This is a genomic window from Actinomadura sp. RB99, assembly GCF_014706005.1.
Classification (GTDB): Bacteria; Actinomycetota; Actinomycetes; order Streptosporangiales; family Streptosporangiaceae; genus Spirillospora.
The window spans coordinates 109777-131793 of record NZ_JABMCA010000011.1 but is presented as its reverse complement, the minus strand read 5'-3'; the positions used below and the strand labels follow the sequence as shown (position 1 = coordinate 131793).

At 73.1% G+C, this 22017-nt stretch carries 16 protein-coding genes; 9 read left to right on the top strand and 7 right to left on the bottom strand.

Annotation, left to right across the window (positions count from 1 at the left end):
* Positions 1-56 precede the first annotated feature (56 nt).
* Entirely contained in the window at positions 57-1331 is a 1275-nt protein-coding gene (locus amrb99_RS13310) for an extracellular solute-binding protein (RefSeq protein WP_190856239.1), read from the bottom strand.
* Between the two features lie 252 nt (positions 1332-1583).
* On the opposite strand from amrb99_RS13310, the gene amrb99_RS13305 reads away from it, so the two are divergent.
* Positions 1584-2807, top strand: coding sequence for an ROK family transcriptional regulator (locus amrb99_RS13305; protein ID WP_190856238.1), 1224 nt, complete (start codon positions 1584-1586; stop codon positions 2805-2807).
* Between the two features lie 160 nt (positions 2808-2967).
* Here the strand turns inward: amrb99_RS13305 and amrb99_RS52345 are convergent, their stop codons facing one another.
* Positions 2968-3102, bottom strand: coding sequence for a hypothetical protein (locus amrb99_RS52345; RefSeq protein ID WP_277819903.1), 135 nt, complete (start codon positions 3100-3102; stop codon positions 2968-2970).
* A 232-nt stretch (positions 3103-3334) separates the two neighbouring features.
* Here amrb99_RS52345 and secA2 point away from each other — a divergent pair, with 232 nt between their 5' ends.
* The gene (gene secA2, locus amrb99_RS13300) at positions 3335-5668 is read left to right on the top strand and encodes an accessory Sec system translocase SecA2 (RefSeq protein WP_190856237.1); all 2334 of its coding nucleotides are present in this window, start codon (positions 3335-3337) and stop codon (positions 5666-5668) included.
* Here the strand turns inward: secA2 and amrb99_RS13295 are convergent.
* Entirely contained in the window at positions 5649-6227 is a 579-nt protein-coding gene (locus tag amrb99_RS13295) for a TetR/AcrR family transcriptional regulator (RefSeq protein WP_190856236.1), read from the bottom strand. The genes secA2 and amrb99_RS13295 overlap by 20 nt on opposite strands.
* An 82-nt stretch (positions 6228-6309) precedes the next feature.
* Between amrb99_RS13295 and amrb99_RS13290 the strand changes: the two genes are divergently transcribed.
* Positions 6310-7380 carry a DMT family transporter gene (locus tag amrb99_RS13290; RefSeq protein WP_190856235.1) on the top strand — a complete coding sequence of 357 codons (1071 nt, stop codon included), beginning with the start codon at positions 6310-6312 and terminating at the stop codon, positions 7378-7380.
* On the opposite strand, the gene amrb99_RS13285 is transcribed toward amrb99_RS13290, so the two are convergent.
* Positions 7301-11980, bottom strand: coding sequence for an ATP-dependent helicase (locus amrb99_RS13285; protein ID WP_190856234.1), 4680 nt, complete (start codon positions 11978-11980; stop codon positions 7301-7303). The genes amrb99_RS13290 and amrb99_RS13285 overlap by 80 nt on opposite strands.
* A 118-nt stretch (positions 11981-12098) precedes the next feature.
* On the opposite strand from amrb99_RS13285, the gene amrb99_RS13280 reads away from it, so the two are divergent.
* Positions 12099-13376, top strand: a complete 1278-nt coding sequence (locus tag amrb99_RS13280; RefSeq protein ID WP_190856233.1) for an alpha/beta hydrolase — start codon at positions 12099-12101, stop codon at positions 13374-13376.
* A gap of 9 nt (positions 13377-13385) precedes the next feature.
* On the top strand, positions 13386-13580 hold the full coding sequence (locus amrb99_RS13275; RefSeq protein WP_190856232.1) for a DUF3046 domain-containing protein: 195 nt from the start codon (positions 13386-13388) through the stop codon (positions 13578-13580).
* 34 nt (positions 13581-13614) lie between these two features.
* Here amrb99_RS13275 and amrb99_RS13270 read toward each other — a convergent pair whose 3' ends face one another.
* From amrb99_RS13270 to amrb99_RS13260, 3 genes are all read right to left on the bottom strand, one after another.
* Positions 13615-14772, bottom strand: a complete 1158-nt coding sequence (locus amrb99_RS13270) for a glutathionylspermidine synthase family protein (protein ID WP_190856231.1) — start codon at positions 14770-14772, stop codon at positions 13615-13617.
* 1 nt (position 14773) lies between these two features.
* Positions 14774-15091 carry a hypothetical protein gene (locus amrb99_RS13265; RefSeq protein WP_190856230.1) on the bottom strand — a complete coding sequence of 106 codons (318 nt, stop codon included), beginning with the start codon at positions 15089-15091 and terminating at the stop codon, positions 14774-14776.
* Positions 15092-15260: 169 nt separating this feature from the next.
* Positions 15261-16130 (bottom strand): ATP-grasp domain-containing protein, encoded by an 870-nt coding sequence (locus tag amrb99_RS13260; RefSeq protein WP_190856229.1) that lies wholly within the window; start codon positions 16128-16130, stop codon positions 15261-15263.
* Positions 16131-16375: 245 nt separating this feature from the next.
* Here amrb99_RS13260 and recA point away from each other — a divergent pair, with 245 nt between their 5' ends.
* The 4 genes from recA to amrb99_RS13240 all read left to right on the top strand — a co-directional run bounded on the left by recA (position 16376) and on the right by amrb99_RS13240 (position 21954).
* Entirely contained in the window at positions 16376-17521 is a 1146-nt protein-coding gene (gene recA, locus amrb99_RS13255; RefSeq protein WP_190856228.1) for a recombinase RecA, read from the top strand.
* Between the two features lie 705 nt (positions 17522-18226).
* Positions 18227-18943, top strand: coding sequence for a regulatory protein RecX (locus tag amrb99_RS13250; protein ID WP_347256658.1), 717 nt, complete (start codon positions 18227-18229; stop codon positions 18941-18943).
* A 447-nt stretch (positions 18944-19390) separates the two neighbouring features.
* Complete coding sequence (rny, locus tag amrb99_RS13245; protein ID WP_190856227.1) at positions 19391-20962, top strand: ribonuclease Y; 1572 nt, start codon at positions 19391-19393, stop codon at positions 20960-20962.
* Positions 20963-21015: 53 nt separating this feature from the next.
* The gene (locus amrb99_RS13240) at positions 21016-21954 is read left to right on the top strand and encodes a trypsin-like serine protease (protein ID WP_190856226.1); all 939 of its coding nucleotides are present in this window, start codon (positions 21016-21018) and stop codon (positions 21952-21954) included.
* Positions 21955-22017 lie beyond the last annotated feature (63 nt).

Sequence of the window (22017 nt, the reverse complement as noted above, 5' to 3'; positions counted from 1 at the left end):
CGGGGACTGCGGTGCGGGCCCGCCGGATGCACGGTGCTCCAGGACGAGCGGCCCGGCTACTGGTTGAGCAGCTCGTTGGCCTGCTCGTTGGCCTTCTTCATCTCGTCGTCGGCGGACTTGCCCTGCATGATCGCCTTCACCGCGTTCGGCAGCACCTTCTTGGACTGCTCGAAGTCGCCCCAGCCGGCGCTGATCGGGGTGAACTTGGTGTTGGCCGCGATCTGGGTGAACGGGGCGAGCGCCGGGTCGGAGAACTGGACGTCCGAGCGCATCGAGGAGAAGCCGCTGATGTCGGCCCACTTCTTGGCGTTCTGGGCGTTGTTGAGGATGGTGATGTAGTCGAACGCGGCCTTCTTGGCCTTGCTGTCCTTCCACACGGCGAGGTCGGAGCCGCCCGCCATGACCGGCGCGTTCCCGCCGTTCTTGGCGGGGATCGGGAAGACCGCCCACTTGTCGGCGTTCTTCGGGGAGATCTTCTTCATCTGCGCCAGCGCCCAGCTGCCGTCGATGTACATGCCGAGCTTGCCGAGCGCGAAGTCGCGCTGCGGGCCGTCCAGCTCGTTCTTGCCGACGTACTTCTCCGGCGCGACCTTGTCCTTGGTGACGAGGCCGGCGTAGAAGTTCACGGCCTCGACGGCCTGCGGCTGGTCGAGCTTGCCGGTCCACTTGCCGCCGTCCTTGACGGCGACCTCGCCGCCGTTGCCCCAGATGAAGCTGACGAGGGCGTTGGTCTGGTCGCTCGGGGCGCCGATGCCGGGCACCTTCTTGGCGTCCTGGACCTTCTTCGCCGCGGTGACCAGGTCCGCCCAGTTCGCCGGCGGCTGGATCTTCAGCTCGTCGAACCAGTCCTTGCGGTACCAGATGGCGCGGACGCCGCCGTACCACGGCACCGCGTAGGTCTTGCCGTCCGCCTGGTCGTTGGCGAGGGCGGTCTTGTTCAGGGTCTTGTTGTCCGCCCAGCCCGACATCTCGTCGGTGACCTCGGCGAGGTTGCCCTGCTCGATGTGCGACTGGACGTCGGTGTTGCCGAGCTCGGTCACGTCCGGGCCCTCGCCGCCGGCGGCCGCCTTCTGGAAGGTGGTGGCGACCTGCGGCCACGGCACGTACTTGATCTGGACGGCCGTGTTCGGGTGCTTCTGCTTGAACTCGGTCTCGACGCCCTTGAGGAAGTCCGTCTGCTCGGTGGTCCCGTCGCCCATCATCCAGACCTTGAGCTGCGCCGGGTCCTTGCCCGCGCCGGAGTCGTCCTTCTTCTTGTCGTCTCCGCCGCCGCAGGCCGTGGCGGCCAGGGCGATCGCGGCCGCCGTGGCCACAACCTTGATGTACTTCACTGGGGGTTCCTTTCCGGCATCGCCTCGCGGGGCCTTGCGGCCTGCGATGCGAGTGGAGCGCGCCCGGACCCTTTAGGGTCCGGGACATGCCCCGCTCGCCGTCGCGTCGCCCGCGGGCGCCCTGCTCGCCAGTCGGCGCTCTGCACGCCCCTCCCCGGATGAGGGGTCGGTCGGCGCTTGCGGGTAAACTAACAAGAAACTTTCCTAAACAAAACCGCCCGTTAGCGGATTGAGACATCGAGGGGTACCAGCATGGCCAGACGCCCGGGAACGCCGCGGCTGCTGCGTGAGCTGAACGACCGCGCGGCGCTGGACCTGCTCGTCGAGCACGGCCCGCTGACGCGCGCGCAGATCGGCGAGCACACCGGGCTCTCCAAGGTCACCGCCTCCCAACTGCTGTCCCGGCTCGAGGAGCGCGGGCTGGTGGCGGTCGTCGGGGAACAGGCCGGGGGGCGCGGGCCGAACGCCGCCCTGTACGCCGTGGTGCCGTCGAGCGCCTACGTCGCGGGTCTGGAGGTGGGGCCGGACGGTGTCACCGCGGGCGTCGCCGACATCACCGGACGCATGGTCGCCCAGGTTACCGTCGATCCGAACGGTGCTGACGAGCCGGTCAAGATGGTCCACAACGCCGTTGTCAAGGCGTGCCGCTCCGCGAAGGTCGCGGTGAACCGGCTGAGCGCCTTCGTCATCGGCACCCCCGGCGTCGTCGACCCGCGCTCCGGCGACGTCCAGTTCTCCTTCGACCTTCCCGCCTGGCACGAGGGCGTGCTCGCCGCACTCCGCACCGACCTGCGCCGTCCCGTGACGATCGAGAACGACGTGAACCTCGCCGCCGTCGCCGAGCGCGCCTACGGCGCGGCGCGCGACGCCGACGACTTCGCGCTGATGTGGTTCGACCGCGGCATGGGCCTGTCGGTGATGCTCGGCGGGCGGCTGCACCGCGGGCGGTCGGGGGGCGCGGGCGAGATCGGGTACCTGCCCGTCCCCGGCGCGCCGCTCCCGTTGAGCACGGCCCGGCGCGTCCCCGAGGAGGAGGGCGGCGTCACCGAGTCGACCTCGTGGGGGATCCCGACCCTCGCCGGCGGTTACGGGGCGCTCGTCGGCGCGGACGGGGTCCGGGCCCTGGCCCACGAGCACGGCATCACCGAGCCGACGGCGGTGGAGTGCGTCCGCGCTGCCGCCGCCGACGAGTCCCGCGGCGGCGCGTTCCTGGACGAGCTCGCCAACCGGTTCTCCTACGGCGTGACCTCGGTCAACATCGTGCTGGACCCGGGGCTGGTGGTGCTGTCGGGCAGCCTCGGCCGGGCCGGCGGGGCGCCGCTCGCCACCCGCATCGAACGGGCCGTCGGGCGGATCAGCCCGACCCGTCCGACCGTCGCGGTGACGGAGGTGGAGGGCAACCCGGTGCTGCGCGGCGCCCTGTACGCCGCTCTGGAGCAGGCCCGCGACGAGGTCTTCTCGGCGGGCGAGGGCTGAGCCGGCCGGGTCCCATGCGGGGCGGGCGCGGGCAGTGCGGGTGCGGCCAGTGCGGGCGTGCCGAAGCGGTGCGGGCAGTGCGGGCGTACCGAAGCGCCCCCGCCGGTGGCGGGGGCGCCCGCCCGCGCGGGGGCGGCCCGCGCGGGCGCTCGTCGCCCGGTTACTTCTCCTGCGCCTCGACGGTCGCGGCCTGGTCGTGGCGGCGCGGGTCGTTGAGAGCGCGGTCGATGAGGGTCTGGCTGATGATCTGACGCTTGCGCCGCTGCGCGGCGGCCCACCGTGCCGTAGGTGTCATGGTGAAACCCCGTTCCGCGGTGGCGCTCTCCCCGTGGCCACCGCAACCCCGTAATGCCTCTATGGTCTCAAACCGGCGGCTCCGGGGGATCCATCTTGGGGATGAATTCGAGGTCAGACCTCGTGCGGAGACCTCCCGGAGATCTTCCGGAGACCTTCCGCGGTGATCATGTGGAACGAGGGATCCGACCCGGCCGTTGGGGGGACCGTGACCGAGCCATCGAGGGGGCGTTATGGCGCTGCTTGACCGATTCCGACGGCTCGTCCAGAAGCCGGGAAGCGTCGATCTCGAGCCCTTCCGCGCCATCGCCGAGGAGGCCGGACGGCGCGAGGAGCGGGTCCGCGCGCTGACCGACGCGGAGCTCACCGCCGCCGCGTCCGTCCCGGACCTGGTCGCCGACCTGCCGGAGTTCTGCGCGATCGGCCGCGAGGCCGCCCGCCGCGCGATCGGCGAGCGGCCCTTCGACGTCCAGCTCACCGGCACCCTGGCGCTGCTGTCCGGGCACGTCGCCGAGATGGCGACCGGCGAGGGCAAGACCCTGGCCGGCGCCCTCGCCGCCGCCGGGTACGCGCTGCGCGGCGAACGCGTCCACGTGATGTCGGTGAACGACTACCTCGCCCGCCGCGACGCCGAGTGGATGGGGCCGCTGTACGCCCTGCTCGGGGTGTCCGTCGACGCGATCGGGCAGGCGTCCACGCCGGACGAGCGGCGCGCGGCCTACGGGGCCGACGTCGTGTACGCGCCCGTCAGCGAGATCGGCTTCGACCTCCTGCGCGACCGGCTCGTCACCGACCCCGCCGACGCCGTCCAGCGGGCCGCGTCCGTCGCGCTGGTCGACGAGGCCGACTCGGTGCTGGTGGACGAGGCGATGGTGCCGCTGGTGCTGGCCGGCGCCGCCGACCTCGACCCCGCCGACCCGCGGTACGCCGACCTCGTCCGGCGGCTGCGGCCCGGCCTGCACTACGCCACCGACGAGGAGGCCCGCAACGTCCAGCTGACCGCCGCGGGCTCGCGCGAGGTCGAGCGCGTCCTCGGCCTCGACCTGTACGCTCCCGAGAACCTCGCGACGCTGACCGCCGTGAACGTCGCGCTGCACGCCGAGGTGCTGCTGCGCCGCGACGTCGACTACATCGTCCGGGACGGCGCGGTGAAGCTGATCAGCGAGTCGCGGGGCCGGGTCGCGCTGCTGCAGCGCTGGCCGGACGGCCTGCAGGCGGCCGTCGAGGCGAAGGAGGAGCTGGCGGCGTCGCCGTCCGGGGAGATCCTCGACTCGATCACCGTGCAGGAGCTGGTCGGCCGCTACCCGGTCCGCTGCGGGATGACCGGCACCGCGATGGCCGTCGCGGGGCAGCTCACCGAGTTCTACGGGCTGCAGATCGCCGTCGTCCCGCCGAACCGGCCCCGCGTCCGCGACGACGAGCCGGACCGCCTCTACGCCACCACCGCCGACAAGGAGGTAGCGGTCGTCGAGGAGATCGTCGCGGCGCACGCCGCCGGGCGGCCCGTCCTGGTCGGCACCGGCGACGTCGCCGAGTCCGAGCGGCTCGCCCGCCGGCTCGTCCGCGCGGGCGTCGACCCCGTCGTGCTCAACGCCAAGAACGACGCCGAGGAGGCCGCGATCATCGCCGAGGCGGGCGCGCCGGGCGCGGTCACCGTCTCCACCCAGATGGCGGGCCGGGGCACCGACATCCGGCTCGGCGGGGGGCCCGGCGCGCCGGTCCCCGGCACCGCGCCCGCCGAGCAGGAGGGGGCGCGGCGCGACCAGGTCGCCGCCGCGGGCGGCCTGCTGGTGATCGGCACCGGCCGCTACCACAGCAGCCGGCTCGACGACCAGCTCCGCGGCCGCGCCGGCCGGCAGGGCGACCCCGGCGGGTCGGTGTTCTTCACGAGCCTCCAGGACGACCTCGTCACCCGCTACGCGCCCGACGAGACCTACCGGGGCCCGATCGGCGACGAGGGCCGCGTCGAGGACAAGGGCGCGCACTGGATCGTCGGCCACGCGCAGCGGGTCGCCGAAGGCGTCGACCTCGAACTGCACCGCAACACCTGGCGCTACAACCAGCTGATCGGGTTGCAGCGCCGCGAGGTGCTCACCGAACGCGACGCCGTCCTGACCGGCGACGCCGCCGACACGGCGATGGCCGCGGACGCGCCCGCCAAGCACGCCGAGCTGGTGAAGGTCGCCGGCGCCGAGGCGGTCGCGGAGGCCGCGCGGCAGGTCGTCCTGTACCAGCTGGACCGCTGCTGGGCCGAGCACCTGGCCTTCCTCGCCGAGCTGCGCGAGGGCATCCACCTGCGCTCGCTCGGCCGCGGCCTGGACCCGCTGGTCGAGTTCAACCGGGAGGCCGTCCCGGCGGGCAAGCGCCTCCTCGGCGACGCCCGCCGGCGGTCGGTGGCCGCGTTCGAGGAGCTCACCGCGACCGCGGAAGGCGTCGACCTCGACGCGGCGGGCCTCAAGCGGCCGTCCGCGACGTGGACCTACCTCGTCCACGACAACCCGTTCGGCTCCCTCGACGAGCGGGCCCTCCGCGGGCTGATCTCCATGTTCAAGGGCCGCCGCCGCTGACCTTCCCGGGCAGGAGCGCGTCGGCCGCGGCGCGGGCCTTGGCGGTGGCGTCGCGGACGCCGGCGACGCTGAACGCGACGACCGCGCCCTCGTGCAGGATGAGGAGCTGGTCGGCCAGCGTGGCGTCGGCGACGAGACCGGCGTACAGGTCCCTGACCCACGCCTTCTGCTCCGCGGCCACCGCGTGGACGGGGTGGCGGGGGTCGGGGAGCTCGGCGCAGGCGTTCACCATCGAGCAGCCGCGCCCGCATTCGGTGGACAGCCATTCCCCGAGGGCGTCGAAGGTCGCGAGGGCGCGGTCGCGGGCGCCGGGAACCGGGTCGATCCACCTGGTGAGGAAGGCCCGCCAGCGCTCGTCGCGGGCGCGCAGGTAGGCCAGGACGAGCGCCTCCTTGGAGCCGAACCGGTCGTAGACGGTCTTCTTGGTCACCCCGGCCTCGGCCGCGACGAGCTCCATGCCGACCGAGCCGATGCCGCGCTCGTAGAACAGCTCGCCCGCGACCTGGAGCACCCGCCGCGCGGCGGGGGTGAGCGGGCGTTCCCCTGCTGTGGCCGGCATCGGCGGCTCCTTCGCTCCTGGCCTCATCCCTCTGGTGCGCCAAGTTTACATACCGGTGTGGATACAGGGTAACTATACCGGTATGTATACCTCCCGAGGGATCGCCGCCGTCCCGCACCGCGACGCCCTGCTCGGCGCCGCCATCGGCACCGTCTTCGTCGTGACCTGGAGCTCCGGCTTCATCGGCGCGCAGCTCGGCGCCGGCGCCGCACCGGCGAGCACCCTGCTGGCCTGGCGGTTCATCGTCGCGGGAGGGCTGCTCCTGGCCTGGGCCGCATGGCGGCGCCCCCGCATCCCGCGCCGCGACCTCGTCCTGCACCTGATCATCGGCGCCCTCGGGCAGGGCGGCTACCTGTACGGCGTCTTCGCGGCCGCCGAGCACGGCGTCAGCGCCGGCGTCGACAACCTGATCACCGCGCTGCAGCCGCTGCTCGCCGCCGTCCTCGCCGTGCCCGTGCTCGGCGAGCGGATCACCCGGCGGCAGCTGGCCGGATTCGCCGCCGGACTCGGCGGCGTCGCGCTCGTGGTCGGCGGCGACCTGCGCGGCGGTGCGCCGCCCTGGGCCTACGCGCTCCCGCTCGCCGCGACGCTCTGCCTCGTCGGCGCGACCCTCCTCGAACGCCGCACCCGGCCGTCCATCGGACTCGTGGACGCCCTCACCGTCCAGGCCGGGATCAGCGCCCTGCTCTTCACCGCCCTCGCCGGCGCCACGGGCGACCTGGCCCCGCCGGCGGACCCGGCGTTCTGGACCGCCGTCGCCGTCCTCGTGGTGATGGCGATGTTCGGCGGCTACGGCCTGTACTGGGTGAACGTCCGGCGCAGCGGCGTCGGCCGCGCCTCCGCCCTGCTCTACCTCACCCCGCCCGCCACCATGCTCGGCGCGTGGGCCCTGTTCGGCAGCACGCTGGCCCCGCTCTCGCTCGCGGGCGTCCTGGCGTGCGCCGCCGCCGTGGCCGTCGTGCTGCGCGCGCCGGCCGCCGGTGCCCGGCGGAGCGGCGACGGCCGCCGGGCGTCAGGGCGGTCGCGGGGCAGGCGCGCAGTCGCGGCGCGGGTCAGGGGCGCAGCCGCGCGGGTCAGGCGCGCAGCCGCAGGCCCCGAGGAGTGGGGTGGAACCCCGCCGACTCCAGAGCGGCGGCGAGCGGCGAGTCGTTGATCGCCGCGCCGTCGGCGCGTTCGACGGTCAGCTTGCCGAGCGCGCCCTCGCGGACAGCGAGCGCGAGCGCGTCGACCGCCGGCTGCAGCACATCCGGGTCGTCGTCCCAGGTCAGCAGCGTCTTGCCGCCGCGCTCCACGTACAGGACGAGGCGCCCCTCGACCAGCACGACCAGCGCGCCCGCCTTGCGGCCCGGCTTGTGGCCGCTCGCGACCTCGTCGTCGCGGTCCGGCCACGGCAGCGCGGCGCCGTACGGGTTCGCCGGGTCGGCGGCGGCGAGCACCAGCGCGCGCACGTCCGGTTTGCGCGGCGCCTCCCAGAGCGCCGAGAGGTCGTCCGGCGCGGTGCCCGACGGGCGCAGCGCGCGGAGCCGGTCGACCGCCCCGGGCAGCGCGAACTGCGCGGCGCCGAGGCCCTCGACGAAGTACCCGCGGCGGCACCGGCCGCTCTCCTCGAACGCGCGCAGCACCGGATACACCGCGGAGAACCCGCCGGGCGTGCGCTCGGCCGCCACCGCGCCGCGGATGACGATGCCGTACCGCTCCAGCAGCGCCTCCGCCAGCGCGTGCGAGCGCAGCGTCGCGGCGGTCTCGCGCGCCGGCAGCGGCCACCAGCGGCCCGCGACCGTGGGCGGGCCCGTCCTGGACGGCAGGACGGGACGGCCGCGCCGGGTCGTCCGCGACCGGTGCGTGGGACGCCCCGAGCCGAGCGCCGCCCGCAGCGGGGCGAGGGTGTCGTTGGTGAGGCGCCCCGCCCAGACCAGGTCCCACACGGCGGTGGCGAGGTCGGCGTCGGCTGTGGTGACCTGCGCGTTCACCCGGTCGGAGAGGGTGCGGAAGAACAGCGCGCCGCCGCCGTCGAGGGCGTCCAGGACGGCCTGGTGGGCGGGCGTGAGGGTGATGTCGGCGGGCTCCGGCATGAGCAGCGGCGCGGTGTCGGCCAGGTACAGCGAGACCCAGCCGTCGCCGCCGGGCAGCCCGCCCTGCCCGGCCCAGACCACCTCGCCCGCGGACGTCAGCTCGTCCAGCATGGCGGGGGAGTAGCCCGCCACCCGCGACGGCAGGACCAGCGACTCCAGCGCCGACGCCGGGACCGCCGCGCCCTGCAGCTGCTCGACCGCCTGGACGAGCGCGTCGATGCCGCGCAGCCGGGACCCGCCCGCGATGCCGTGCCAGGCCGGCAGGAACCGGCCGAGCGACTCCGGCGGGGACGGCTCGACCTCGGCGCGCAGCCGGGCCAGCGACCGGCGGCGCAGCGTCCGCAGCACCCCGGCGTCGCACCACTCGCTGGTCAGCGGGCCCGTGACGGCCTCGACGGGCAGGAACTCGCCTTCGGCGACGCGACCCGCGCCCGCCAGCCGCCGGAGCGTCTCGGCGACCACGGCGGCGCCGAGCCCGAACCTGGTGGCGACGTCCCCGGTCCGGAACGGCCCGTGTGTGCGCGCGTAGCGGGACACCAGGTCGCCGAGCGGATCGTCCACCGGTTCGAGGAACGCCTCGGGGACCCCGACGGGCAGCGGCGCGCCGAGCGCGTCGCGGAGCCGCGCCGCGTCCTCGATCGCGGCCCACCGCTCCTCCCCGGCGACGCGGACGCGGATCGCCCGGCGCGTGGCCTCGAGGTCCTCCAGCCAGCGCGACGCCGCGACCAGCACCTCCCGCGCCGGGCCCGGTTCGCCCGCCGCTTCGGGATCGGCGCCCTCGTCGCCGGGGGCCAGGGTCGTCCTGAGGGCGACCTCGGCGGTCGTCATCGGGCCGAGGGCGCGCAGCAGGTCCGCGACGCCTTCGAGGTCGCGGGCGCGGCGGTCCGGGACGAGGCGCTGCAGCTCGCGCTCGATGTCGGCGACCGCGTCCGGGTCGAGCAGCTCCCGCAGGTCGGCCTGGCCGAGCAGCTCGGCGAGCAGCGCCGAGTCGAGCGCCAGGGCCTGGGCGCGGCGCTCCGCGAGCGGCGAGTCGCCCTCGTACATGAACGCGCCGACGTAGTGGAACAGCAGGGAGCGCGCGTAGGGCGACGGCTCCGGCGTCTCGACCTCGACCAGGCGGACCTTGCGGCCGGACATGTCGCGCATCAGCTGGACGAGGCCGGGGACGTCGAACACGTCCTGCAGGCACTCGCGCATCGTCTCCAGCACGATCGGGAACGAAGGGTACTTGCTCGCGACCGCCAAAAGCTGCGCGGCGCGCTGGCGCTGCTGCCACAGCGGCATCCGCTTGTCGGGGCGGCGGCGCGGCAGCAGCAGGGAGCGCGCCGCGCACTCGCGGAACCGCGCCGCGAACAGCGCCGAGCCGCCCAGCTCGTCCACCACGATCCGCTCGATGTCGTCGGCGTCGAACACCGCGAGGTCGAGGCTCGGGGGCTCGTCCATGTCGGGGATGCGGATGACGATGCCGTCGTCGGCGTGCATGGCCTGCGCGTCGACGCCGTACCGTTCGCGGAGCCTGCCCGCGATGGCCAGCGCCCACGGGGCGTGCACGCGCGCGCCCAGCGGGGAGTGGACGACCATGCGCCAGTCGCCGAGCTCGTCGCGGAACCGTTCGACGACCATCGTCCGGTCGTCGGGGACGTGCCCGGTGGCCTCCCGCTGCTCGCCCAGGTACGACACGAGGTTCCCGGCGGCCCAGTCGTCGAGGCCCGCCGAGGTGACGCGCTCGCGGGCCGCCTCGGCGGGCAGCTCCGCCAGCTCGCGGGTGAACGCGCCCAGCGCGCGGCCCAGCTCGGCGGGTCGGCCCAGCGCGTCGCCGTGCCAGAACGGCAGCTTGCCGGGCTGGCCGGGGGCGGGCGAGACCAGGACGCGGTCGGGGGTGATGTCCTCGATCCGCCACGAGCTGGCGCCCAGCACGAACACGTCGCCCACCCGCGACTCGTAGACCATCTCCTCGTCGAGCTCGCCGACGCGGGACGACTTCTCGCCCACCAGGAACACCCCGAACAGGCCGCGGTCGGGGATGGTCCCGCCGCTGGTCACGGCGAGGCGCTGCGCGCCGGGGCGGTCGTGCAGGACGCCGGTGACGCGGTCCCAGACCAGGCGCGGGCGCAGCTCGCCGAACTCGTCGCTGGGGTAGCGCCCGGCGAGCATGTCGAGGGTCGCCTCCAGCGCCGACCTCGGCAGCGTCGCGTACGGGGCGGCGCGCTTGACGAGGGTCTCCAGGTCGTCGACGGTCCACTCGTCCATGGAGACCATCGCGACGATCTGCTGTGCGAGCACGTCGAGGGGATTGCGCGGGTAGTGCAGCTCCTCGATCTCGCCGCCGCGCATCCGCTCGGCCACCACGGCCGTCTGTACGAGGTCGCCCCGGTACTTGGGGAAGATGACGCCCTTGGACACCGCCCCGACCTGGTGCCCGGCGCGGCCGACCCGCTGCAGGCCGCTGGCCACCGACGGCGGCGACTCCACCTGGACGACCAGGTCGACCGCGCCCATGTCGATGCCCAGCTCCAGGCTGGAGGTGGCGACGACGGCCGGGAGGCGGCCCTCCTTGAGCGCGTTCTCGATTCCGGCCCGCTCCTCCTTGGAGACGGACCCGTGGTGCGCGCGCGCGATCTCCTGCGGCGCGCCCCGCGCGGAGCCCGCCTCGGCCATCAGCTCGGCGGGGGAGTGGTTCTCCGGCAGCGGCTCGCCGGTCGCGCGCTCGTAGGCGAGCTCGTTGAGGCGCCCGCAGAGGCGTTCGGCCAGGCGGCGCGAGTTGGCGAACACCAGCGTCGAGCGGTGCGCCTGGATCAGGTCGAGGAGCCGGTCCTCCACATGGGGCCAGATGCTGCGCTGCCGCGGGTCGGCGGTGCCGGACTCCGCGACGAACTGCCCCATCTCGCCCATGTCCTCGACCGGGACGACGATGTCGAGGTCGAACACCTTGTCCGAGCCCGGCTGCACGACCGACGCGGGGCGCGTCCCGCCGAGGAACGCCGCGACCTCCTCCGGCGGGCGGACGGTCGCCGACAGGCCGATCCGCTGCGCGGGCCGGTCCAGCAGGGCGTCCAGGCGCTCCAGGGACAGCGCCAGGTGCGCGCCGCGCTTGGTGCCCGCGACGGCGTGCACCTCGTCGACGATCACCGTCTCGACGCCGCGCAGCGACTCGCGGGCGCGCGAGGTGAGGATCAGGAACAGCGACTCCGGCGTGGTGATCAGGATGTCCGGCGGCTTCACGGCGAGCCGGCGGCGCTCGTCGGCCGGGGTGTCGCCGGAGCGCATCCCGACCCGGACGTCCGGTTCGGGCAGGCCGAGCCGGCGGGCGGCGTGCCGGATGCCGGTGAGCGGCGCGCGCAGGTTGCGCTCCACGTCGACGGCCAGGGCCTTCAGCGGCGAGACGTACAGCACGCGGCAGCGGCGCAGCGGGTCGGCGGCCGGGGCGGACCGGCCCTCCGGCGCGGCCTCGCCGGCCTCGTCCGCGCCGCCGGCCGGCGGCGGGCCGGCGGTGAGGCGGTCGAGCGACCACAGGAACGCGGCGAGGGTCTTGCCGGACCCCGTCGGCGCCACCACCAGGGTGTTGTCGCCGCCGGCGATCGACTCCCACGCGCCGGCCTGCGCGGGGGTGGGTGCGGCGAAGGCCCCGGCGAACCAGGCACGGGTCGCCGGGGAGAAGCGTTCGAGCACGTCACCGCCCATGGCGCCATACTGCCTCGCGGGTCCGACAGAATGCGCCCACGTGGCGCGCGTCACGTTGTAAGCAAGCGCTTGTATGGGCATGGTCTACCGGAAGGACGCATGCCGCCAAGGAGTCGCGATGCCCTACCTGCTGCTGGCCCTCGGGATCCTGTTCGCCCTTCTCGCGGCCAACGCGCACGCCCCCCGGCACAGCGCGCTCCTGCTGGTGCCGAGCTTCTTCTCCGGCTGGCTCACCATCGAGATGGCCCCGCACCTGCTCGTCACCGAGATCGCCGCGCTCTCCCTCACCGCCGCGTACGGCGGACTGGACGGCTGGGCCGGCTGGGCGGGCCTCGCCCTCGGCGTCCTCGGCGCCGCCGGGACCGTCGCCATCATCCTTGCGTCCCGCCGTACCGTCGTCACGCTCCGGGAGAGCGGGGCGCCCCTCGACCTCGACCCGGACGGCGCACCGCGCTTCCCCTTGGCGCCCCTGATCGTCCCGCCGCTGTGCCTGATCCCGCGCAAGGGCGTGAAGGTGCAGCGCAACGTCGTCTACCACCAGGACGGGCGACTGCGCCTGAAGCTGGACGTCTACAGCCCTGCCGGAGACGGCCCGGCGGACGGGCTGCGCCCGGGGCTGATGCAGATCCACGGCGGCGCGTGGGTCATCGGCGACAAGCGCGAACAAGGGCTGCCCCTGCTCAACCACATGGCCGTCCAGGGATGGGTCGGCTTCAACGTCAACTACCGCCTCAGCCCGCGCGCCACCTGGCCGGAGCACCTGATCGACCTCAAGCGCTTCCTGGCCTGGTACAAGGAACACGCCGAGGAGTACGGCGCCGACCCCGACTTCCTGTGCGTGACGGGCGGCTCGGCGGGCGGCCACCTCACCGCGATGGTGGCGCTCACCGCGAACGTGCCCGACTTCCAGCCGGGCTTCGAGGACGCCGACACCTCCGTCCAGGGCGCCGTCCCCTTCTACGGCGTCTACAACTTCGTGGACGCCGGCCCATGGCCGGTCCCCATGGGCTCCACCCGGCTGGTGGAGAAGATGGTCGTCAAACTGCCCTTCGAGGAGAACCGCGAGGCGTACGCCAAGGCCTCGCCCGTCACCTACATCCGCAAGGACGCCCCGCCCTTCTTCGTCATCCACGGCACCCACGACTCGCTCATCCCCGTCCTGGAGGCGCGCCGCTTCGTCGAACGGCTGCGGGACGTCTCCGAGGCGCCGGTCGTCTACGCCGAGATGAAGGGCGGGCAGCACGCCTTCGACGTCTTCCCCTCCTACCGGACGGCCCGCGTCGTCGAAGGCGTCGAGCGCTACCTGACCGGCCTGCACCGCCAGTACCGCCAAGGGGCCGGCCCCGCCGTCCCCGGCGAGATCGCGCGGTCCTTGGACGGCCCGCCCGTCGGATAGCGTGGACGCGTGCGTCTAACAGTCTTCTGGGATCGGATGAACCAGCAGTTCGGTGAGGCCTACGCCCAGAGCGTGGCCAAGGACTACGTCATGGCCGAACTGGGCGGGCGCACCATCGAGCAGGCGCTCGCGGACGGCGAGTCCGCCAAGCGGGTCTGGCAGGCCGTCGTCGCCACCTTCGACGTCCCCTCCAGGCTCCAGTAACGCCGCACCGCGCCTCGGAGAGCGCCGCAGGCCGCTACAGGGCGATGCGGTGCGGGACGAACGACGACGTGTCATCGGTGATGAGCCCCGACGTCTCGCGGATGCCCACGCCCGCCGACTCGTCCTCGATCACCCATGCGCCGAGCACCGGGTGCTCGCCGTCGAAGTCCGGCAGCGCGGAGAACTCCTGGAAGACGAACCCCTCCGCGCCGTAGTCGCCCTGGGTGCGCTGCTCGCTGCCGTCCGGCGCGACGATCCGCATGCTCGCGCCCTCCCGCCCCAGGAGCGGCTTCTGCACGTAAGAGGTCAGGCCCGAAGGCGTGTTCAGGTACGCCGGCAGCAGGTTCGGATGCCCGGGGAACAGCTCCCACAGCAGCACCAGCAGCGCCTTGTTCGACAGGACCATCTTCCAGATCGGCTCTATCCAGGACGTCGGCGCGCCAGGGATCTCCCGCCCGAACGGTTCCGCCACGATCCATTCCCACGGGTAGAGCTTGCAGAGCGTGCGGATCTCCTGCTCGTCCATGTCGACGAACCGGCGCCGCGACCGATCCCAGCCGATGTCCTCCATCGCGATCGCCACGCCCGGCAGGCCCGCCTCCTCGGCGGTCTCCTGCATGTAGGCGATCGTCATGACCTCCTCGCCGGTCTCGTCCTCCGTGGTCCACGCGAAGTGCACCGGCCCGCCGCCGAGCTTCGGCACGAGGTCCTTCCACCGGGCGACCATCCGCTCGTGGATGGAGTTCCACTGGTCGTCATTGGGATACACGTCCTGCAGCCAGTACCACTGCACCACCGAGCTCTCGACGAGCGCGGTCGGCGTATCGGCGTTGTACTCCAGCAGCTTGGCGGGACCGTGGCCGTCATAGCGGAGGTCGAACCGTCCGTACAGGTGCGGGTCGCGCCGCCGCCACGACTCCTCGACGAGGGGCGCCACCCAGTCGGGTATGCCGAGCACGTGGTAGCGGCCCGTGCTGACGACGTGCTCCACCACCTGCAGGCACATCTCGTGCAGTTCCTCGACGACGGCCTCTAGCGCCAGCACCTCGTCCATGTCGAAGACGTAGTGGACGGACTCGTCCCAGTAGGGACGGGTCAGGTGCTCGGGGTGCGCGGTCCGGTGGAACGCCAGTCCGTGCGCCTCGACCTTCTCGGCCCACCCGTCCCTCGGCGTCGAACGCATCCGGCGCACGTCAGCTCCCGCTCTTGCCGCTGCCGCCGAAGCCGCCCCGGCTCAGCGTCTTCCCGCTACCGGACTTGATCTTCCCCTTGCTCGGCCGGTACTGGCTGCCGCCCGAGACGAAGCCGTTCGAGCTGCGCTTGCCGCCGTAATACCAGAAGTAGCGGTTGTAGGAACCGGTCCCCCCGCCGTCGATGTCGTCGACGTCGCAGTACCGGTCAGGGACCACCTTGTAGCCGCCCTTGCCGGACGGCGCGTTGCGGTCGACGCACCGCGCCGTGGTGGAACTGGAACCGCAGGCGACCAGGGTCAGCGACAGCGCGCTCACCATTCCCACCTTGACGGTGCGGGAACTGAGCCGGCGACGGGGCTCCTGAGGAGGCAAGGGGAACACGTCCTTCGCGAAGGGGCTGAACAGCGGCCACAGCCTAGAGGCGGCCCAACATGGGACGGAAGAGGGCATATGCCGGTTCCGTCACGCCCCGGACACGCGCCGTGCGTCAGTCCGGGACCGGCAGGTGCGCGTACAGGTCCATCGCGTCCACCGACGCGGGCAGGTCGCTGACCTGGCCGTCGCCGACCTCCACGACCCGCCACTCGCCGTCGGTGCGGCGCGCCAGGTCGGTCGTGATGAAGCGGCAGCCCAGCGCCCGGACCGCGTGCGCGACCGCGTCCAGCTCCGGATCGGGCTCCAGGCCCGGCGTGTCCGGATGCGGCCCCACGAGGGCGGGCTCCCCGTCCACCCACCACACGCGCGCCTCGCCCTCGCCGTCGTAGGACTCGAACTCGCGCACCACGAGGCCGCCCGCCAAGTACTCGTCCTGCAGGGCGATCATCTTGGCGGCCACGTCGCGCAGCCGCGCGAGGTTCTTCACGTCCGGGACGAAGCACGCCTCGTCCCACTCGTGCTTGCGCGACTTCACGTAGTCCTTGACCACCCCGGGGCCGCCGCGCAGCGGCCGGACCAGCTCGGCGAGCGCGTTCGGGTCGCCCGGGTCCTGCCCGGGGGAGAGAGGGCGCCACACGCTGTTCGGTGTCAGCCCGGCGAACGTGTCGTGCCAGCCGGGCAGCTCGTGCGCGCGCGTGTAGTCGTCGGGATGCGTCAGCAGCACCGTCCCGCGTTGCTTCAGGGCGGCGGCCATCGCGGCGTACTCCGGGCCGGTGACCATCCAGCCGCGATACCAGACGGGGCCCAGGTCGGCGGGGACCGCGCGGATCGCCGCCTCCACGTCCCCGCGCCGCAGCGCGTCGTGGTCCAGCAGCGCCGTCTCGCCGTAGTGGTCCCGCACGGCCGCGGCCTCGCGTGCATAGTGGGGGTCAACGCGCCGGGGGTGGATCGGATCGACGCAGAAGAGGACGGTCAGCGTCATGATGGAACCCTCCGTTGACGGCGCCAGCGTACGGGGTCCGGACCACGGCGCGCACGGTGATTCCCACCCGAATCGGTGCACCGGGCGATGATCGAACGAGTGTTCGGTAAGCTGGCCCCGGCCGGTGTCGTCGTCCACAACCGCGCCCGCATCTCGAAAGTGTCGGTGGCCCGCCGTAACGTCGCCCTCGACATCGCAGACCAGCGGCCGAGAGCCGACAAGTCACAACGAGAAGGACATCTCACATGGCAGCGAACGACCGGGAGAAGGCTCTCGAGACCGCACTCGCCCAGATCGAGCGGCAGTTCGGCAAGGGCTCGGTCATGCGGATGGGCGAGGAGGCGCGGGCACCCGTCGAGGTGATCCCGACCGGCGCGATCTCCCTCGACATCGCGCTCGGCATCGGCGGCCTGCCCCGCGGCCGGGTCGTCGAGGTGTACGGCCCCGAGGGCTCCGGCAAGACCTCCATCGCCCTGCACGCGGTGGCCAGCGTGCAGAAGAAGGGCGGCATCGCCGCGTTCGTCGACGCCGAGCACGCCCTCGACCCCGAGTACGCCGCCAAGCTCGGCGTCGACATCGACGCCCTGCTCGTCTCCCAGCCCGACACCGGCGAGCAGGCCCTGGAGATCACCGACATGCTGATCCGCTCCGGCGCGATCGACATCGTCGTCATCGACTCCGTCGCCGCGCTCGTCCCGCGCGCCGAGATCGAGGGCGAGATGGGCGACAGCCACGTCGGCCTCCAGGCCCGCCTCATGTCGCAGGCGCTGCGCAAGCTCACCGGCGCGATCAACCAGACCAAGACCACCGCCATCTTCATCAACCAGCTGCGCGAGAAGGTCGGCGTCATGTTCGGCTCGCCGGAGACCACCACCGGCGGCCGCGCGCTGAAGTTCTACGCCTCCGTCCGGCTCGACGTGCGCCGCATCGAGACCCTCAAGGACGGCACCGAGGCCGTCGGCAACCGGGTCCGCGTCAAGGTCGTCAAGAACAAGATGGCCCCGCCGTTCCGGGTCGCCGACTTCGACCTGCTCTACGGCCAGGGCATCAGCCGCGAGGGCGGCCTCATCGACCTCGGCGTGGAGCACGGCTTCGTCCGCAAGTCCGGCGCCTGGTACACCTACGACGGCGACCAGCTCGGCCAGGGCAAGGAGAACGCGCGCAACTTCCTCAAGGCCAACCCGGACATGGCCGACGGGATCGAGAAGAAGATCAAGGAGAAGCTCGGCATCGGGCCGAAGGTCGACAAGGAGGCCGAGCCGGCCGCCGTGCCGGTGGACGGCGCTCCCGCGCCCGCCGCCGCGCCCGCCGCGCCCGTCACGGCCGCCGCCACCGGCCGCGCCGCCGCCGGGAAGAAGGCCAAGGCGGGCAAGGCCGCGGGCGATTCCTGACGGCGAATCCCCCGTTCCGGGTGACTCTTGACGAAGAGTGAGCGATGATCTCGTATGCAGGGCGGCGGCGCCCCACCGCGCACCGGCGCGCCGATGCGCGGACCTTCCCCAACGGCGCCGTCGCTCTATTCATTGCCTTGCCCTTGGCGTCAGGCCGCTAGACGGCCTTCCTTCGGCGGGCAATGCGTGCGATCGCTGCATCGCTCCGACTCGCCCTGGGGGCTCGCTGCGCGATCGGATTCTCGCTTCGCTTGAATCCGGCTTCGCTCGCGATCGCGACGGCCGAGGTCGCCGCGTGGCCGGGCACAAACCCTGTCGCCGGTTGCGGCGGGCGGTCCCGGCCCGGGCGTGGGCGCGACGGTCGAGGTGGTCGAGGTGGTCGAGGCGGCCCAGGTCGCCGCGTGACCGGGCACAAAGCCTGGGCGGTTGCGGTCGGCGGTCCTCGTTCGGCAGTGCGGCGGTCGGAGTCGGCTCGTGGCCGGGCGAAAACCTTCGTCGGTTGCGGCGGGTGGTCCTGGTCCGATCATGGGCGCGACGGTCGAGGCGGTCGGTCGTCGCGTGGCCGAGCAGAAAGCCTGTCGCCGGTTGCGGTGGGCGAGCCTTCACTCGTCAGCGCGACGGGCGGGGGCGTTGCGGGGCGGGCATGCTCTGACAATGGTCGTGAACGATTCTTGGCGCTCGTGAGCGCGACGGGCGGGACGCCGCGTGAAGCGGCGCGCCGCCGGCGTCGAGCGCTTCCAGCCGGTCTTGATCGGGGCGGTCGAGGCGCGGGGCTGGGTGATGGGCCCGGCGGTGGTGCGACGGGGGTGGACGCGGCAGGTGAGCGGTCTGGAGGGGCAGGGCATGGACGGGCGTGGTGGGCGGCGCCGGGGCGGGGCGCGTGAGAAGGCGGAGTCCGCCCGGCGGGCGCCCGCGGACCCCGAGGCCGCGGCACGGGAGGTGTGCCTGCGGCTGCTGACGTCCTCGCCGCGCACCCGCGCGCAGCTCGCGGACGCCCTGCGGCGCAAGGACGTCCCCGACGACGTGGCCGAGAAGGTCCTCGGCCGGTTCACCGACGTCGGCCTCATCGACGACGAGGCGTTCGCCCGCGCCTGGGTGCAGTCCCGGCACGCCGGGCGCGGCCTGGCCAAGCGCGCGCTCGCCGCGGAGCTGCGCCGGCGCGGCGTCGCGGACGAGACCGTCAGCGACGCGGTCGAGGCCCTCGACCCGGGCCAGGAGGAGACGACCGCGCGGGCCCTGGTCGACCGCAAGCTGCCCGGCACCCGCGGCGTCGACCCCGCCAAGCGCATGCGCCGCCTCGTCGGGATGCTCGCCCGCAAGGGCTACCCGCCGGGCCTGTCCTACCGGGTCGTCAAGGAGGCCCTCGCCGACGAGGGCACCGACCCGGACGCCTTCCCCGACGAGCCGCCACCGCTCGACTGACTCTGCCCGATCTGTTCCGGTCGGTGGGCGACACGCCGGAGATGACGGAAGGGCTGACCGCGCGCCGCCCCCTCCCTGACTCCGGGGCCGGAAGATCGGGCAGGTGGCGCGGGGTGCGGGCGGTCGGATGGACCGGTAAGGGAGGACTCACGCCGACGTTCGGTTAGTCCGGAATGCCCGGCGTTTGCTTGCTCATTACCTCCATGCCGCTTACCGTTACGGCAGTGAGGAGTTACTCCGCGTCTCGCGGATTGCCATACGACCGAGCACGTTCCAGCAGCTGAGAGGCATACAGGACACGTTCGTCGACCGGAACCGGCCGTAACGCCCGGGCGCACCGCGCGGCCCGGCGGTGCCGTGTACCCGGCCGTCGGCCTGGCGCGAGTAAATCCTCGCTAGTCAGGGCCCCGATCCCGGGCGGGCCCGCGGCGAGGAAGGATCTGCCTCATGGAGAGCGTCCTGCTGGGTGCAGCGTTGCTGGTGACCCTGGTCGCTCTCGTCATCGTCATCCTGTGGCGTCCCGGCGTGCCCGGTAAGGCCGCCGCGGAGATGGCGCGCGCGCGGGGCGAGGCGGACGAGATCCGGGGACGGGCCAAGCAGGAGGCCCGCGAGGCGCGCGAGCGGGCCGAGGCGCAGGCGGAGCGGATCGCCGCGTCGGCGCGCGCGGACGCCGAGGAGGAGGCCCGGGCCCTCCGCGACGACCTGCGGACCGCCAGGGAGGACCTGGAGCGCCGGGAGACCCGGCTCGCGGAGCGGGAGCAGCGCCTGGACGGCGAGATGCGCCGGCTCCAGGAGTGGGCGGACCGGCTCGCCGAGACCAAGCGGACCCTGGAGGCGCGCAAGAAGGAGCTCGCCGAGGTCGAGGACGAGCGCCGCAAGGTGCTGGAGCGCGCGGCCGGACTGACCGCCGAGCAGGCCAAGGGCGAGCTGGTGGCGGCGATCGAGAACCAGGCCAAGCGGGAGGCCATCCCGATCACCCGGGAGATCGAGAACGCGGCGCGGGCGGAGGGCGACAAGCGCGCCCGCAAGATCGTGACGCTGGCGATCCAGCGGGTGGCCAGCGAGCAGACCGCCGAGTCGGTCGTGTCGGTCCTGCACCTGCCGAGCGACGAGATGAAGGGCCGGATCATCGGGCGCGAGGGCCGCAACATCCGCGCGTTCGAGACCACCACCGGGGTGAACCTCATCATCGACGACACGCCCGAGGCGGTGCTGCTGAGCTGCTTCGACCCGGTGCGCAGGGAGGTCGGCCGGCTGACCCTGGAGAAGCTCGTGCTGGACGGGCGGATCCACCCGCAGCGGATCGAGGAGGTCTACGAGCGCAGCCGCAGCGACGTCGAGCAGCGGTGCGTGCGGGCCGGCGAGGACGCGCTCGTGGAGGTCGGCATCGCCGACATGCACCCGGAGCTGATCGCGCTGCTCGGCCGGCTGCGGTACCGGACGTCCTACGGGCAGAACGTGCTGAAGCACCTCATCGAGTCCGCGCACATCGCCGGGATCATGGCGAGCGAGCTGCGGCTGCCGGCGGACGTCGCCAAGCGGTGCACGCTGCTGCACGACATCGGCAAGGCGCTCACGCACGAGGTGGAGGGCAGCCACGCGCTCATCGGGGCGGAGATAGCGCGCCGGTACGGCGAGGACGAGGACGTGGTGCACGCGATCGAGGCGCACCACAACGAGGTCGAGGTCCGCACGGTGGAGGCGGTGCTGACGCAGGCGGCGGACGCGGTGAGCGGCAGCCGCCCGGGGGCGCGCCGGGAGTCGCTGGAGGCCTACGTCAAGCGGCTCGAGCGGCTGGAGCAGATCGCCCGGGAGAAGCACGAGGGCGTGGAGAAGGTCTTCGCGATGCAGGCGGGCCGGGAGATCCGGGTGATGGTGAAGCCGGACTCGGTGGACGACATCCAGGCGCAGGTCATCGCGCGCGACATCGCCAAGCAGGTGGAGGACGAGCTCACCTATCCCGGGCAGATCCGGGTGACCGTGGTGCGCGAGTCCCGGGCGATCGAGTTCGCGCGCTGACCGGTGTGATCGTTCCCGTTGTGCGGGGGCGGGGAGATCGGTAGTTTTGCGCGATGCGCAATCGGTGGATGCGGTGGACGGCCGCGGGCGGCGCCTGCGCCGGCATCGTCGCGGCGGGCGCCGTCACGGTCTGGTACTCGGCGGGCGACGCCCAAGGGCGCACGGTGGCCGACACGTCCGCGAGCATGCGGATCAGCGCGGCCGACGCCGGTGACGCGTCCCGCTACTGGACGGCGAACCGGATGGCCGCGGCGACGCCCATCGACCGCCCGAACGGCGGCGCGTCCGGGCGGTCGCTGTCGGCGCAGTCGATCGTGCAGTCCAAGGCGTTCGCCGGGGTGCCGACGATCGGCGCGCTGTTCTTCAACAACGGCCAGGGCGACCACTTCTGCACCGCGAGCGTCGTGCAGAGCTCGTCGCAGCGGCTGCTGATCACGGCGGCGCACTGCCTGCACGGCGGCAAGGGCAAGCAGTACGCCACGAAGGTGGCGTTCGTTCCGAAGTACGACCGGGGGAAGCGGCCCTACGGCACGTGGACGGCCAAGATGCTGCTGGTCGACCAGCGCTGGATCACCAGCACCGACCCCGACCTGGACTTCGGGTTCATCGCGCTGAACGACCGGAGCGGCAAGACGATCCAGAAGGCGGTCGGCTACAACAAGCTCGCGATCAACCAGGGCGCCGGTAAGACGGTGAACGTGGCCGGCTACCCGAAGATCGCCTTCGACCCGCGCGACCGGCCCATCTACTGCCGGACGAAGACGGCGCAGCAGGCCAAGTTCCAGATCCGGATGGACTGCACGGGCTTCTACGGCGGCACGAGCGGCAGCCCGTGGCTGCTGAACTACAGCTACACGACGCAGAAGGGCGACATCAACGGCGTCATCGGCGGCTACCAGGGCGGCGGCTACACGGCGTCCCGGTCGTACTCGGCGTACTTCGACAGTGACGTCTACAACCTGCGCGCCGCCGCCGACAAGCGCGCCGTCTGACCCGCCCCCCGACGGTCCTGCCCCGTCCGCCGCGACCTGCCGGCGGACGGGACGGTGAAGGGG